Source organism: Sphingomonas endophytica (assembly GCF_014199415.1).
GTDB lineage: Bacteria > Pseudomonadota > Alphaproteobacteria > Sphingomonadales > Sphingomonadaceae > Sphingomonas > Sphingomonas endophytica.
The window spans coordinates 209,280-223,192 of sequence record NZ_JACIJN010000001.1; the positions used below are offsets into that span (position 1 = coordinate 209,280).

General features: G+C 68.9%; 13 protein-coding genes. 9 read left to right on the forward strand and 4 right to left on the reverse strand.

All coding sequences use genetic code 11. From position 1 onward, the window contains the following. Nucleotides 1-95 precede the first annotated feature (95 nt). A complete protein-coding gene (gene radA / locus FHS97_RS00890; protein WP_184032484.1) occupies nucleotides 96-1,463 on the reverse strand; it encodes a DNA repair protein RadA in 1,368 nt (455 codons plus the stop codon). 159 nt (nucleotides 1,464-1,622) lie between these two features. Between radA and FHS97_RS00895 the strand changes: the two genes are divergently transcribed. Next, nucleotides 1,623-2,294 carry a hypothetical protein gene (locus FHS97_RS00895; RefSeq protein WP_184032485.1) on the forward strand — a complete coding sequence of 224 codons (672 nt, stop codon included), beginning with the start codon at nucleotides 1,623-1,625 and terminating at the stop codon, nucleotides 2,292-2,294. 272 nt (nucleotides 2,295-2,566) lie between these two features. Here FHS97_RS00895 and alaS read toward each other — a convergent pair whose 3' ends face one another. Then, the gene (gene alaS / locus FHS97_RS00900; protein ID WP_184032487.1) at nucleotides 2,567-5,230 is read right to left on the reverse strand and encodes an alanine--tRNA ligase; all 2,664 of its coding nucleotides are present in this window, start codon (nucleotides 5,228-5,230) and stop codon (nucleotides 2,567-2,569) included. A 129-nt stretch (nucleotides 5,231-5,359) separates the two neighbouring features. On the opposite strand from alaS, the gene FHS97_RS17325 reads away from it, so the two are divergent. Continuing rightward, on the forward strand, nucleotides 5,360-6,076 hold the full coding sequence (locus FHS97_RS17325; RefSeq protein WP_246346356.1) for a choice-of-anchor E domain-containing protein: 717 nt from the start codon (nucleotides 5,360-5,362) through the stop codon (nucleotides 6,074-6,076). 3 nt (nucleotides 6,077-6,079) lie between these two features. Here the strand turns inward: FHS97_RS17325 and FHS97_RS00910 are convergent, their stop codons facing one another. Beyond that, entirely contained in the window at nucleotides 6,080-7,336 is a 1,257-nt protein-coding gene (locus FHS97_RS00910; protein ID WP_184032489.1) for a M24 family metallopeptidase, read from the reverse strand. 72 nt (nucleotides 7,337-7,408) lie between these two features. On the opposite strand from FHS97_RS00910, the gene FHS97_RS00915 reads away from it, so the two are divergent. Beyond that, entirely contained in the window at nucleotides 7,409-8,731 is a 1,323-nt protein-coding gene (locus FHS97_RS00915) for a dicarboxylate/amino acid:cation symporter (protein ID WP_184032491.1), read from the forward strand. A gap of 80 nt (nucleotides 8,732-8,811) precedes the next feature. Here the strand turns inward: FHS97_RS00915 and FHS97_RS00920 are convergent, their stop codons facing one another. Then, nucleotides 8,812-10,320, reverse strand: coding sequence for a YifB family Mg chelatase-like AAA ATPase (locus tag FHS97_RS00920; RefSeq protein WP_184032493.1), 1,509 nt, complete (start codon nucleotides 10,318-10,320; stop codon nucleotides 8,812-8,814). Between the two features lie 87 nt (nucleotides 10,321-10,407). Here FHS97_RS00920 and FHS97_RS00925 point away from each other — a divergent pair, with 87 nt between their 5' ends. The 6 genes from FHS97_RS00925 to yihA all read left to right on the forward strand — a co-directional run bounded on the left by FHS97_RS00925 (nucleotide 10,408) and on the right by yihA (nucleotide 13,893). Then, entirely contained in the window at nucleotides 10,408-10,692 is a 285-nt protein-coding gene (locus tag FHS97_RS00925; protein ID WP_246346357.1) for a hypothetical protein, read from the forward strand. Between the two features lie 87 nt (nucleotides 10,693-10,779). Continuing rightward, a complete protein-coding gene (gene rpmH, locus FHS97_RS00930) occupies nucleotides 10,780-10,914 on the forward strand; it encodes a 50S ribosomal protein L34 (protein WP_028056723.1) in 135 nt (44 codons plus the stop codon). A 47-nt stretch (nucleotides 10,915-10,961) separates the two neighbouring features. Beyond that, on the forward strand, nucleotides 10,962-11,315 hold the full coding sequence (gene rnpA / locus FHS97_RS00935; RefSeq protein WP_184032495.1) for a ribonuclease P protein component: 354 nt from the start codon (nucleotides 10,962-10,964) through the stop codon (nucleotides 11,313-11,315). Then, nucleotides 11,312-11,524, forward strand: a complete 213-nt coding sequence (yidD, locus tag FHS97_RS00940) for a membrane protein insertion efficiency factor YidD (RefSeq protein WP_184032497.1) — start codon at nucleotides 11,312-11,314, stop codon at nucleotides 11,522-11,524. Before rnpA ends, yidD begins: the two co-directional genes overlap by 4 nt. A gap of 18 nt (nucleotides 11,525-11,542) precedes the next feature. Further along, entirely contained in the window at nucleotides 11,543-13,246 is a 1,704-nt protein-coding gene (yidC, locus tag FHS97_RS00945; RefSeq protein ID WP_343053340.1) for a membrane protein insertase YidC, read from the forward strand. Then, nucleotides 13,243-13,893, forward strand: a complete 651-nt coding sequence (gene yihA, locus FHS97_RS00950) for a ribosome biogenesis GTP-binding protein YihA/YsxC (protein WP_311770349.1) — start codon at nucleotides 13,243-13,245, stop codon at nucleotides 13,891-13,893. The genes yidC and yihA overlap by 4 nt, the downstream gene beginning before the upstream one ends. Nucleotides 13,894-13,913 lie beyond the last annotated feature (20 nt).

Below are 13,913 nucleotides of genomic sequence, written 5' to 3' on the forward strand. Positions count from 1 at the left end.
GGCGCAAATCGGTGCTCGCGCACCCGGCCGCTGCGAGCGCCGCCGTCCCGGGACTGCCAGCCTGCCCGATGTTGGACGCTGTAGGACAGCCCCGCTCAGCCGCGCCCGAGCAGATGGTCGACGAATTGCCCCAGCGTCCGGAACGCCGATTGGCGCATCGTCGCGCGTTCGACCGCGGCGGGCAGCAGCGCACGCTCGAACCCGAGCTTGGCGGCTTCCTTCAGGCGCAGCGGCGCGTGCGCGACCGGGCGCAGTTCGCCCGACAAGGCAATCTCACCGAACGCAACCGCGTCGGCGGGCACCGGCCGTTCGCTGAGCGCGGAAACCAAGGCCGCGGCAACCGCAAGATCGGCGGCGGGGTCCTGGATGCGATAGCCGCCCGCAACGTTGAGATAGACTTCGCAGGTCGAGAAGCTGAGCCCGCAGCGCGCCTCCAGCACCGCGAGGATCATCGCCAGCCGCGCCGAGTCCCAGCCGACCACCGAACGGCGTGGGGTCGCCCCGCTCGCGACACGCACGACCAGCGCCTGGATCTCGACCAGCACCGGGCGCGTGCCCTCCAGCGCCGGGAACACCGTCGCGCCGGTCACGCCCTCCTCACGCTGCGTCAGGAACAGCGCGGAAGGGTTTGATACCTCGACCAATCCATCCCCGGCCATCGCGAACACACCGATTTCGTCGGTGCCGCCGAAACGGTTCTTGAGGCTGCGCAGGATGCGATATTGATGGCTGCGCTCGCCCTCGAAGCTGAGCACCGTATCGACCATATGTTCGAGCACGCGCGGCCCGGCGATCGATCCATCCTTGGTGACGTGCCCGACCAGCACCACCGCGGTGCCGCGCTCCTTGGCGAAGCGGATCAGCTCCTGCGCGGTCGCGCGCACCTGGCTGACGGTGCCCGGCGCGCCCTCGATCAGGTCGGAATGCATCGTCTGGATCGAGTCGATCACCAGCAGCCGCGGCGGCGTTCCCTGCGAGAGCGTGGTCAGGATGTCGCGCGTCGATGTTGCCGCCGCGAGCCGCACCGGTGCATCGCCGAGCCCGAGTCGCTGCGCGCGAAGCCGCACCTGATCCGCGGCCTCTTCGCCCGAGACATAGGCGACATCATGTCCGGCGCGCGCCAGCGCCGCGGCGGCCTGCAACAGCAGGGTCGACTTGCCGATCCCCGGATCGCCGCCGATCAGCGTCGCCGATCCCGCCACCAGCCCGCCGCCCAGCGCGCGATCGAACTCGGCAATCCCGAACGGCAGCCGGTCCGGAAGCGCCGATTGGGCGTCGAGCGCGGTCATCGCGATCATCCGTCCGCCGCCCTGCAGATTGTGCTTGGCCTGAAACGGCGTCGCGTTGAGCGGCGCTTCCTCGACCAAGGTGTTCCATTCCGAACAATCGACGCATTGCCCCTGCCAGCGATGATGGACCGAGCCGCACGACTGGCAGACAAATCTCTTCTGAACCTTCGCCATTGTTCACGCCTAGCGCATCAGGAACGATCAGGGAACATCGATAAGGTGAACAAGACGTTCATCGCAGGGCAAGGCGGATTGTTACAGATTCGGAACCCTGCTCGGGAACGACCGTTTGGACCCGACCCAGTTTCTTGCCAACGAGTAAAGGAGTTCCTCGTGAAGCATTTCGCCATCCTCGCCTTGGCTTCTGCCGCATTGATCCCGGGCGCCGCCCTGGCGCAGGCACAGGCCCCGGCGCAGGCGCCAGCGGCCGGACAGGCCGCCCCGGCGGCGGGCGCCGCCGTCACCACCGGCGCGACCGTGTACGACACGTCGGGCGGCGTGGTCGGCACGGTCGAGTCGACCGACGGTACCAACGCCGTGGTCAACACCGGCACCGTCAAGGCGGCGATTCCGCTGACGTCGCTCGGCGCGGGTGCACAGGGTCCGGTGCTGGCGATGACCAAGGCGCAGCTCGAGGCCGCTGCCGGTCAGCAGCAGGCACAGGCCTCGGCCGACTTCAAGGCCAAGCTGGTCCCGGGCGCGACCGTCTATGGCACGGGCGGCGCGCAGCTCGGCACGATCAAGTCGGTCGATGCCAGCGGCGTGACGCTGACCACCGCCGACGGCGATGCCGTGCTGCCGGTCACCGGCTTCGGTCCGGGACCGCAGGGTATCCTGCTCGGCATGACCGCGGCGCAGCTCAAGGCCGCGATGGCGGGGGCGGCGCCGTCGGGCGGCGCAACCGCAGCGGCGGGCACCACCGCCGATGCGACGACCGCGACGGCCGACACCACGGCGACGACGCAGAGCGCCGCCCCGGCCAAGGCCAAGCGCAAGACGCGTTGATCGAAGGTGGGCGGGGCTTCGGCCCCGCCGCCCGATCGGCAGAGCGCCGTCCGTGCGGTCAGGCACGGGCGGCGTTTTGTTTATCTGAGTGCAGGGGAAGCGCCGAAGCCGGTCCCTCGGTCCCCCGTCCGGATGCGCGGTTTGACCTGGCCAATCGTCATCGCGAGCGCGGCGAAGCAATCCAGGGCGCTCTGATCCAGCTCTGGATTGCCTCGCTATACCCGCAATGACGGACAAAGCGGGCGCCGGTTCAGGTCCGCGGCGACGTCCTGCTAAGCGGTGACCGTGCGCGCTTCCAGCGCACCGCGGATCGCGGCGATTGCCTCGGCGGCCTTGTCGCCGTCCGGACCACCGCCCTGCGCCATGTCGGGGCGGCCGCCACCGCCCTGCCCGCCGAGCACCGCCACGGCCTGACGCAGCAGCTCGACCGCGCTGATTTCGCCGGCAAGATCGGCGGTCACGCCGACCGCGACCGAGGCGCGGCCGTCGTTAACCGCGACCAGCGCCGCGACCCCCGAGCCGACGCGCGCCTTGGCATCGTCGACCGCGCCGCGCAGCCCCTTGGCCTCGAAGCCGTCGAGCACCTGCCCGACGAAGCCGACACCGCCGACCGTCTCGGGTCCAGCGGGCGCACCGCCGCTGCCGCCGCCGAGCGCCAGCGCCTTCTTCGCCTCGGCGAGTTCGCGCTCGAGCCGGCGGCGATCCTCGACCAGCGCCGCGACGCGCGCGGGCACCTCGTCGGGGGACGCCTTGAGCGTCGCCGCCGCCTCGCGCAGCTTCTCGTCGCGCGCATTGAGCCATTGCCGCGCCGCCTCGCCGGTCAACGCCTCGACGCGCCGCACGCCAGACGACACCGCGCTCTCGCCGACGATCTTGAACACGCCGATGTCGCCGAGCGCGCGGACGTGGGTGCCGCCGCACAATTCGATCGAATAGGTCTTGCCGTCGTCCTCGCTGCCCATCGAGACGACGCGGACCTCGTCGCCGTATTTCTCCCCGAACAGCGCCATCGCGCCCTCGGCGATCGCCTCGTCGGGGGTCATCAGCCGCGTCTCGACGCTGCCGTTGCGGCGGATCTGCGCGTTGACCGCGCGCTCGGCCTCGGCGAGTTCGTCGGCGGTCATCGCGCTGTTGTGCGAGACATCGAAGCGCAGCCGCTCTGGCGCGACCAGCGAGCCCTTTTGCGCGACATGCGTGCCGATCTTCTGGCGCAGCGCCTCGTGGAGCAGGTGCGTCGCCGAGTGGTTGGCGCGGATCGCGGCGCGGCGCGCGACGTCGATCGCCAGCTTGACGGTGTCGCCGACCTTCAGCGCGCCCGCGGCGATCGTCGCATGGTGGACGAACAATTTGCCGAGCTGCTTCGACGTTTCGGCAACGTCGGCGCGCAACCCATTGTCGCTGCTGATGACGCCGGCGTCGCCGACCTGCCCGCCGCTCTCGCCGTAGAAGGGGGTCTGGTTGACGATCACGTCGACCCTGTCGCCGCTGGCGGCCTGGTCGACGCGCGCACCGTCCTTGACCAGCGCGAGCACGACGCCCTCGCCGACGTCGCTGCTGTAGCCGGTGAATTCGGTCGCGCCGACTTCCTCGACCAGATCGAACCACAGGTCGTCGGACGCCTTGGCGCCCGAGCCCTTCCATGCGGCGCGCGCGGCGCGCTTCTGCTCGGCCATTGCGGCATCGAAGCCGGCGCGGTCGACCTTGAAGTCCTGCGCGCGCAACGCGTCCTCGGTCAGGTCATACGGGAAGCCATAGGTGTCGTAGAGGCGGAAGGCGGTGTCGCCGGACAGCGTGTCGCCGGGCTTCATCCCCGTCGTCGCGTCGTCGAGCAGTCGCAGCCCCTTGTCGAGCGTCTGACGGAAGCGCGTCTCCTCCTGCCGCAGCGTCGCCTCGATCAGCGGCTGCGCGCGGATCAGTTCCGGGTAGGCCGCGCCCATCTCGGCGACGAGCGCCGGGACGAGCCGGTGCATCAACGGCTCCTTCGCGCCCAGCAGATGCGCGTGGCGCATCGCGCGGCGCATGATCCGGCGCAGGACGTAACCGCGCCCCTCGTTCGCTGGCAGCACGCCGTCGGCGACGAGGAAGCCCGAGCAGCGCAGGTGGTCGGCGATCACGCGATGGCTCGCCTGATTGTCGCCGGTCGTGTGCGTGTGGGTCAGCGCGCCGGAGGCGGCGATCAGCGCCTTGAACGTGTCGGTGTCGTAATTGTCGGTGACGCCCTGCATCACCGCGGCGACACGCTCCAGCCCCATGCCGGTGTCGATCGACGGGCGCGGCAGATCGCCGACGATCGCATCGGCCTCCTGCACATGCTGCATGAACACGAGGTTCCAGATCTCGACGAAGCGGTCACCGTCCTCGTCGGGGCTGCCCGGCGGGCCACCGGGGATGTGCTCGCCATGATCGTAGAAAATCTCCGAGCACGGACCGCACGGCCCGTCCGAGCCCATCGCCCAGAAATTGTCCTTGGTCGCGATGCGGATGATGCGGTGATCGGGGAGTCCGGCGATCTTCTTCCACAGCTCGAACGCCTGATCGTCGGTGTGAAAGACGGTGGCGGTCAGCCGGTCGGCGGGCAGCCCCCATTCCCTGGTCAGCAAGGTCCAGGCGTGGGTGATCGCCTGTTCCTTGAAATAGTCGCCGAAGCTGAAATTCCCCAGCATCTCGAAGAAGGTATGGTGACGCGCGGTATAGCCGACATTGTCGAGATCGTTGTGCTTGCCGCCGGCGCGGACGCATTTCTGCGACGAGGTCGCGGTGCGGTACGGCCGCGTCTCCAGCCCGGTGAAGACGTTCTTGAACGGCACCATGCCGGCGTTGACGAACATCAGCGTCGGATCGTTCTGCGGCACCAGCGGCGCCGAGGGCACGATCTGGTGCCCGGCCGAACCGAAATAGTCGAGGAACGAGCGGCGGATGTCGTTGGTAGCGGTCATGGTGCTCGACTTAATCCGCGAACGGCCCCGTGCCTAGAGCCTCGGTAGCCCTCACGACTCGCCGCAGCGCCTGTTGTCTGAATTAACTATGTATGCGAAGCCGTTGAGCGAAGATTCGGGGGAAGATACATGAAGGTTCTGCTCGGGCTGGCCGCGGTCGTCGCGGCCTCGACGGCGCATGTCGCGTCGGCGGCGACGTTGATCCAGACCGACAGCGAACAGGTCGCCCTGACCGGCTTCAGCGGTTTCGATACGCGGCTCGGCACGCTTGACAAGGTGACGTTGACGGTCGCGCTCAACAAGTCGCGCGGCTGGGTGGTGTCGGTGCCGAGCGGTGGCGCGACCACCGCCAGTCTGGCGTGGACGATCGACGGCCAGTGGCAGCTGCGGTCGGACAATGCCGCGCTGGACATGCCGTTCGTTTCGCTGACGGGCGCAGGCACCAGCGTCGTCCCGCTCGACCAGCAAAGCGACGGGCGGAACTTCGGTTTCTTCACGGTGCGGGCGAGCGGTGCGGCCACCTTCACCTTCGATCCAGCCGCGTTCCTGAACCGCCGGGTGACCTTCAACGGCTATGACTATGGCCAGACCGTCGGCTCCGGCGACACCAGCTTCAGCGGCGTTCCGATGGGCGGAGCGGTCAGCCAGCTGCAGGGCGGCTGCATCGTGCTCGGCGGCAATCCGATCGCGCCCGGCGAGGATCTCTGCGGCGTCGCCGATTATACGCTGACCTATGACTACACCCCCGCCGTGCCCGAGCCGGGGACATGGGCGATGATGATCGCCGGCTTCGCGATCACCGGCGCTTCGCTGCGCCGGCGTCACAAAGCGGTGGTGACCGCCTGACGATCAGACCGGGCGCTCGAGCGACTCCGGCGGGGTGCTGAACCACGCCGGACCGCTCGGGTTCATGTGGAAGCAATCCTCGAGCCGCACCCCGAACTTGCCCGGAAGATACAGCCCGGGCTCGTCCGAGAAGCACATGCCGGGGGCGAGCGTCGTCGGCTCGCCGTGGACGAGGTTGACCGGCTCGTGCCCGTCCATGCCGATGCCGTGCCCGGTGCGATGCGAGAGCCCCGGCAGCCGGTAGCCCGGTCCGTAGCCGAGCCGCTCGTAATGCGCGCGAACCGCATCGTCGACCGCGCCCGCGGCGACGCCGATCCGCGCGGTGCGGAACGCCAGCGCCTGCGCCGCCCTGACCTGCTCCCAGACCCTGCGCTGCTCGGCGCTCGCACGCCCATGCACCCAGGTCCGCGACACGTCCGACTGATAGCCCTGCACCGTGCACCCGCAGTCCATGAGGACGACCTGTCCGTCGGCGACGCGGATCACCTCGCGGCTGCCGTGCGGCAGCGCCGCGGCCGGGCCGATCAGCGCGAGCGCGAATTCGGGATCGCCGCCCAGCCGGCGCGTCGCGGCGTTCATCAGTGCGCCGATCTCCGTCCCCGTCATCCCGGCCACGACGCGCGGAAAGGTCCAGCGATAGGCGGCGATCGTGACGTCGGTGGCGAGCTGCATCAAGGCGATCTCGGCCGGCGTCTTGATCATCCGGCAGCCGCGCACGACCGGATTGGCGCTGACCAGCGTCGCACCGGGCACCGCCCGTGCGAGTCCGTCGAACGCGAAGAAGCGCGCGCTTTCCTCGATGCCGATCGTGTGCGCCGCCAGCTTGCGGTCGCGCAGGAAGCCGGCGACGATCTTGAGCGGGTCTTCATCCTCCTGCCAGACGCGGACCTCGGCGGGCACCGCCAGCGTCTGTCGGACCGAGGGCTCCTCAAAGAACGGCGTGACGATGCACGGATCGCCGTCGACCGGGAGCACCGCCGCGGTCAGCCGCTCGCTGCGCCCCCAGCGGACGCCGGTGAAATAGATTAGGCTCGATCCCGGTTCGATCAGTACCGCGCCGATCCCGCTGGCGCGCATCAGCGCCTGCGCGCGCGCCAGCCGCGCCTGTCGCTCTGCCACCCCGATCGGGATCGCGCCGGCGGTCATGTCGGACAGGCCGGCGAGATCGGGCTCGGCGGCGCGGACGATCGCGGCGGTGAGCAGGGCGGCGCCGCCGCCGAGCAGCGCGCGCCGGGACGGGCGGAAGGCGGTGGGGAACATGGTTGCGGACGATACGGTGCTTGACCGCGCGACCGCAATCCCCTTCCCTATACGCGCATACGGGAGCGATGAATGGCCAAGCGGCTGACCCTTTATATTCTTGGCGGGCTGGTGCTCGGGTTGATCGTCGGACTGGTGCTCAACACCTGGCTCGACGACGGCAGCCCGGCGGCGCAGCTGCGTCTGACGGAGATCGCCGGCTATTTCTCGATCCTGACCTCGATCTTCCTGCGGCTTATCAAGATGATCATCGCGCCGCTGGTCTTCGCGACCCTGGTGTCAGGGATCGCGCAGATGGGCGACACCGCTGCGCTCGGCCGGATCGGCGCGCGGAGCCTCGCGTGGTTCATCTCCGCCAGCCTGTTGTCGCTGACGCTGGGGCTGGTGATGGTCAATCTGCTCCAGCCGGGGGTCGGGATCGGGCTGGCGCTGCCGCCGGCGGGTCAATCGAGCGGACTGGAAACCGCAGCGTTCAACCTCAAGGACTTCTTCACGCATATCGTCCCCGCCTCGATGGTCGATGCGATGGCGAAGAACGAGATCCTGCAGATCGTCGTCATGTCGGTGTTCGTCGGCGTCGCGATCACCGCGGTCGGCGAAAAGGCCGCGCCGCTGGTCAAGGCGATCGACGCGCTGGTCCATGTGATGTTGCAGGTCACCGATTACGTCATGCGCGTCGCGCCCGTCGCGGTGTTCGCGGCAGTGGCGGGAACGCTGACCGAGCGCGGGCCGGCGGTGATCGGGCAGCTCGCCTATTTCATGGGCAGCTTCTACCTGACGCTGTTGACGCTGTGGGCGGTGCTGCTCGGGATCGGGTTCCTGTTCATCGGTTCCCGAATCCGCGACCTGATCCGCTACGTCCGCGAACCGTTGCTGGTGGCCTTCTCGACTGCCTCGTCGGAGGCGGCCTATCCGCGGATGCTGGAGGCGCTCGACCGCTTCGGGGTGCCGCCGCGGATCGCGAGCTTCGTGCTGCCGCTCGGCTATTCGTTCAACCTCGACGGGTCGATGATCTACATGACCTTCGCCTCGATCTTCATCGCGCAGGCCTATGGCATCGACATGTCGCTGGGGCAGATGGTGACGATGCTGCTGGTGCTGATGGTCACGTCGAAGGGTATCGCGGGCGTGCCGCGCGCGAGCCTCGTCGTGATCGCGGCGACGCTGCCGATGTTCAACCTGCCCGAGGCGGGATTGCTGCTGGTGCTGGCGATCGACCATTTCCTCGACATGGGGCGCACCGCGACCAACGTGATCGGCAATGCGGTGGCGAGCGCGGTGATCGCGAAATGGGAGGGCGGACTAGACCCGCGCGAGTCGCCGGTGATCGCCGGCGCAGCGGCGCCGTCAGGCGACGGGCCGGCGCGCGAGGTGGAGAGTTTCCGGGAGGTTTGAGGGTTTGGCTGCCCGCCCGCGGCCACTCTGGATTCCCGCCTTCGCGGGAATGACGGCATTGGTTTGCGGCAATCTGCACGTCAATTCCGTGGTGGTTGCCGCCGGTAGCTCAGCGCCTCGGCGATATGAATGCGACCCACCGTGTCAGCCCCGGCGAGGTCGGCGATGGTGCGTGAAACACGGAGAATGCGGGTATAGCCGCGCGCCGACAGCTTCATCGCCACCGCCGCCTGCGCCAGCAACTCGCGCCCCGCGGCATCGGGTGAGGCGAAGCGTTCGAGCGTGTCGCCGTCGAGTTCGGCATTCGTCCGCAATCCGCTATCCGCCAGTCGCGCCGCCTGCACTCCTCGCGCGGCAGCCACCCGCGCCGCCACCTCTGCCGAGCCCTCCGCCGGGGGCGGCAAGGTCAGGTCGACCGCGCTGACCGCCGCGACCTCGACGTGCAGGTCGATGCGGTCGAGCAGCGGACCGGAAACCTTCGCCTGATAGTCCGCCGCGCATTTCGGCGCCCGCGCGCACGCCAGCGACGCATCGCCGAGGTGCCCGCAGCGGCACGGGTTCATCGCGGCGATCAACTGGACCCGCGCCGGATAGGTGACGTGCGCATTGGCGCGTGCGACACTGACGGTACCGCTTTCCAGCGGCTGGCGGAGCGAATCGAGCACCGCGCGCTGGAATTCGGGCAGCTCGTCGAGGAACAGCACGCCGTGGTGCGCGAGGCTGACCTCGCCGGGCTTCACCCTCAGCCCGCCGCCGGTCAGCGCCGCCATGCTCGCCGAGTGGTGCGGGGCGCGGAACGGGCGCGTGCGGGTCAGCGTGCCGCCGGGCAAGGTGCCCGCCACCGACTGGACCATCGACACCTCCAGCGCCTCGGCCGGGTCGAGCGGCGGCAGGATGCCGGGCAGGCACGCCGCCATCAGCGACTTGCCCGCGCCCGGCGGCCCGACGAACAGCAGATTGTGCGCGCCCGCCGCGGCGACCTCGAGCGCGCGCTTGGCAACCTCCTGCCCCTTGACCTGCCGCAGATCGGGACCGGTACGCACCTCGACCACCTCGCCGGGGCGGGGTAGCGCGAGAAGGCCATGGCCTTTCAGATGGTTGAGCAGCGCGAGCAGGTCGGGCGCGGCGATCACCTCGATGCTGCCGCTCCACGCCGCCTCGCTGCCCTGCGCGGCGGGGCAGATCAGCCCCCGCCCCGTCTCCGCGGCGTGGAGCGCGGCGAGCAGCACGCCCGGCGACGGCGCCAGCCGCCCGTCGAGCCCCAGCTCGCCGACGATCACATAGTCGGCCAGCGCCTCGGCATCCACCACCCCCATCGCCGCGAGCAGCCCGAGTGCGATCGGCAGATCGAAGTGCGAGCCCTCCTTGGGCAGATCGGCCGGCGACAGGTTCACCGCGATCCGCTTGGGCGGAAGCGACAGCCCCATCGCCGCGACCGCACCGCGGACGCGCTCGCGGCTTTCGCCGACCGCCTTGTCCGCCAGCCCGACGACGTTGAACGCCGGGACGCCGGGGATCAGCTGCACCTGTACCTCGACGCTGCGCGCCTCCAGCCCGAGATAGGCTACCGTCGTTACGATCGCTACCATATTCCCCCGTCCGGGCCGCCCGGTGCGGCCTTGTGGAGGCGGGAAACGGACCAATGGTGACTTGCAACTGCAATACACTACCGCCACATGGCCGACATGACCCGCCGCCATCCGGCCCTGCGATATGCGCAATTGCTGCTCGGCGGCCTGTTGCTGTTACTCGCTGCGGTGATCGCGCCCCTCCCGGGTCCTGGCGGGGTGTTCCCAATGGCGGCGGGGCTGGTGCTGATCCTGCGCAATTCGGCGCGCGCGCGCAGCTGGTTCGCACGCGGCAAGCGGCGCTGGCCGCGACTCGGCGACATCGTCGACGTCGCGCTGCGGCGACGCAGCGCACTGCGGCGGCGCGCGCGCGATCGTGCGGCGGCGCGTTGACTTTGGCGGCGGCCTCCCCTAACGGCGTCCTTCTTTCGGGCCGTCCGCTTGGGCGGCCCTTCGACATTCGATTTCGGGACATGAACGATGAAGCGGACCTTTCAGCCGAGCAATCTGGTGCGCGCCCGCCGTCACGGCTTCCGCGCGCGGATGGCCACGGTCGGCGGCCGGGCGGTGATCCGGGCGCGTCGCGCACGCGGTCGCAAGAAGCTGTCGGCGTAAGCACGACCGATCCCCGCCCGCCCGTGGCTTCGGCCGCGGTCGGGCGGATGACCAGACGGCCGGACTATCTGGCCGCGAACGCCGGGCGTCGGGTGCCGATGCCCGGCTTCGTGCTTCTGGTGCAACCGCGTGACGATAGTGACACGACGATGCGGATCGGCATCACCGTCACCAAGAAGGTCGGCAATGCGGTGGTGCGCAACCGCATCAAGCGGCGCTTCCGAGCGCTGGCGCGCGAGATTTTGCCCGAACATGGCTGGCCCGGCGCCGATCACGTGCTGATCGGGCGCGAGGCGGCGCTCACCTCCGATTATGCGGACCTGCGCGCGCATCTGGCCAAGGCGCTGGCGAAGAGCCGCAGCGTCGCGCCGGGGGGCAACCGGTCACGGCCGAGACGGTGATCGCGCGCGTGCTGATCCTGCTCGCCCGCGGGTGGCAGCTGGGGCCGTCGGTCCTGCTGCCGCCCTCGTGCCGGTTTCAGCCGTCATGTTCCGCCTATGCAATCGAGGCGCTTCGCCGCTATGGCGCGGGCAAAGGTAGTTGGCTGGCAATACGCCGGATTGCGCGGTGCCATCCCTGGGGCGGGCACGGGCATGATCCGGTGCCATAAGGAAAGCGTGGGACGCTGGTGAAGGACGAGAGCAAGAACTTCGTGCTGTTCGCGGTGATCGCGGCGCTGATCCTGTTCGGATGGCCGCTGATCCAGAGCCGCGTCTTCCCGACGGCGAACCCGCCCGCGACCAGGATGGTCGACGGCAAGAACAAGCCGCTGCCCAATTCCGCCGCGGACCCGACCGCCGACTCGCCAGCGGCGATCCGCGACCGCGCCGTCGTACTGGCCGAAAGCCCGCGCGTGCGGATCGACACGCCCGCGCTGAAGGGCTCGATCAACCTGAAGGGCGCGCGGATCGATGATCTGGTGCTGACCCGCTACAAGGAATCGATCGCGAAGGACTCGCCGCCGATCCGGCTGTTCTCGCCGGCCGGGACCACCGACGCCTATTTCGCGGGCTTCGGCTGGCGCGCGGACGGGCTGACCCCGCCCGCGGCGGACGCCGTCTGGACCGCCTCCGCTCCGGTGCTGACCCCGAACAAGCCGGTGACTCTCACCGCCAGCAACCCGCAGGGACAGCGGTTCGCGATCGAGATCGCGATCGACAACGACTATCTGTTCACCGTCAAGCAGACCGTCGCCAATGGCGGTGGTGCGGCAGTGCCGGTCGCCGCTTATGGTCTCGTCAGCCGGGTCGGCGTGTCGAAGGACCCGGACAGCTGGACGATCCACACCGGGCCGATGTCGGTCAACAACGGCGCGGCGCACTACAATCCCAATTTCAAGGACGTCGACAAGGAGCCGACCCGCTTCACGACGACCGGCGGCTGGCTGGGCTTCACCGACAAATACTGGCTGGCGGCGCTTGTCCCCGATCAGGGGCGCGCGTTCGACGGGCAGTTCCGTGCCGGGGCGAACAGCGCCTATCAGGCCGACTTTACCACCGCGCCGCAGATGCTGCCGCCGGGTCGTCAGCTGACGCAGACCGCCAAGCTGTTCGCGGGCGCCAAGGAGGTGAAGCTGCTCGACCGCTACACCGATACCGGTGCGGTGACGAAGCTGGATTACGCGATCGACTGGGGCTGGTTCCGGTTGGTCGAGAAGCCGATCTTCTATTATCTCGACTGGCTGTTCCGCATCGTCGGCAATTTCGGCGTCGCGATCATCATCCTGACGCTGACGATCCGCCTGCTGGTCTTCCCGATCGCGCAGCGCCAGTTCGCGAGCATGGCGGCGATGCGCGCGCTCCAGCCGAAGATGAAGGCGATCCAGGAGCGCTTCAAGGACGACAAGCAGCGCCAGCAGCAGGAGATCATGGCGCTCTACAAGTCGGAGAAGGTCAATCCGCTCGCCGGCTGCGTCCCGTCGCTGATCCAGATCCCGATCTTCTACGCGCTGTACAAGGCGCTGATGCTGACGATCGAAATGCGTCACCAGCCGTTCGCCTTGTGGATCAAGGACCTGTCCGCGCCCGATCCCGCGACGATCCTTAACCTGTTCGGCTATATCCCGATCACGCTGCCGCACTTCCTCGCGATCGGCGTGGTGCCGGTGCTGCTTGGCATTTCGATGTTCTTCCAGTTCCGCCTCAACCCGACGCAGATGGACCCGGCGCAGCAGCAGGTGTTCGCGATCCTGCCATGGGTGCTGATGTTCGTGATGGCGCCGTTCGCGGTCGGGCTGCAGATCTACTGGATCACCACCAACTGCATCTCGATCCTGCAGCAGAAGTGGCTCTACAGCCGCCATCCGCAGTTGAAGAACGCGCCGGCCAAGTGAGCGACATCAATCCCAGCTTTGACGCGGACGCGATCGAGGCGGCACGCAAGCGCTTCGCCGGGCCGATCGAGTTCCTGAAGTCGGCACCCGCGCTGAACTTTCTGCCACCGGACGACGTGCCGGAGGTGGCGTTCGCGGGGCGCTCGAACGTCGGCAAGTCGTCGCTGCTCAACGCGCTGACCGGGCGCAAGGCGCTGGCGCGCACCTCGGTAACGCCGGGGCGGACGCAGGAGCTGAACTTCTTCGACGTCGGCGATCCGCTCGCCTTCCGGCTGGTCGACATGCCCGGGTACGGATTCGCCAAGGCACCCAAGGACATCGTCAAGAAATGGCGGTTCCTGGTGAACGACTATCTGCGCGGGCGACAGGCGCTCAAGCGCGCGCTGGTGCTGATCGACAGCCGTCACGGGATCAAGGACGTCGACCGCGAGATCCTCGAGATGCTCGACCGCGCCGCGGTGAGCTACCGGCTGGTGATGACCAAGGCCGACAAGGTGAAGGCCAGCGATCTCGCGGTCACCGTCGCCGCGACCGAGGCCGAGGCGCGCAAGCGGGCGGCGGCGCATCCCGAGATCATCGTCACCTCCAGCGAGGGCGGGATGGGAATCGCCGAATTACGGGCGGCGGTGGTCGAGGCGATCGGCTGAACGCCGCGGGCTCGCGACGC

Excerpts from the sequence above, each read along its gene's own strand:
- rpmH (WP_028056723.1), top strand. The coding sequence starts at position 10,780 with ATGAAGCGGACCTTTCAGCCGAGCAATCTGGTGCGCGCCCGCCGTCAC.
- radA (WP_184032484.1), bottom strand. The coding sequence starts at position 1,463 with ATGGCGAAGGTTCAGAAGAGATTTGTCTGCCAGTCGTGCGGCTCGGTC.
- FHS97_RS00915 (WP_184032491.1), top strand. The coding sequence starts at position 7,409 with ATGGCCAAGCGGCTGACCCTTTATATTCTTGGCGGGCTGGTGCTCGGG.
- rnpA (WP_184032495.1), top strand. The coding sequence starts at position 10,962 with ATGACCAGACGGCCGGACTATCTGGCCGCGAACGCCGGGCGTCGGGTG.
- FHS97_RS17325 (WP_246346356.1), top strand. The coding sequence starts at position 5,360 with ATGAAGGTTCTGCTCGGGCTGGCCGCGGTCGTCGCGGCCTCGACGGCG.
- alaS (WP_184032487.1), bottom strand. The coding sequence starts at position 5,230 with ATGACCGCTACCAACGACATCCGCCGCTCGTTCCTCGACTATTTCGGT.
- FHS97_RS00920 (WP_184032493.1), bottom strand. The coding sequence starts at position 10,320 with ATGGTAGCGATCGTAACGACGGTAGCCTATCTCGGGCTGGAGGCGCGC.
- FHS97_RS00925 (WP_246346357.1), top strand. The coding sequence starts at position 10,408 with ATGGCCGACATGACCCGCCGCCATCCGGCCCTGCGATATGCGCAATTG.
- FHS97_RS00910 (WP_184032489.1), bottom strand. The coding sequence starts at position 7,336 with ATGTTCCCCACCGCCTTCCGCCCGTCCCGGCGCGCGCTGCTCGGCGGC.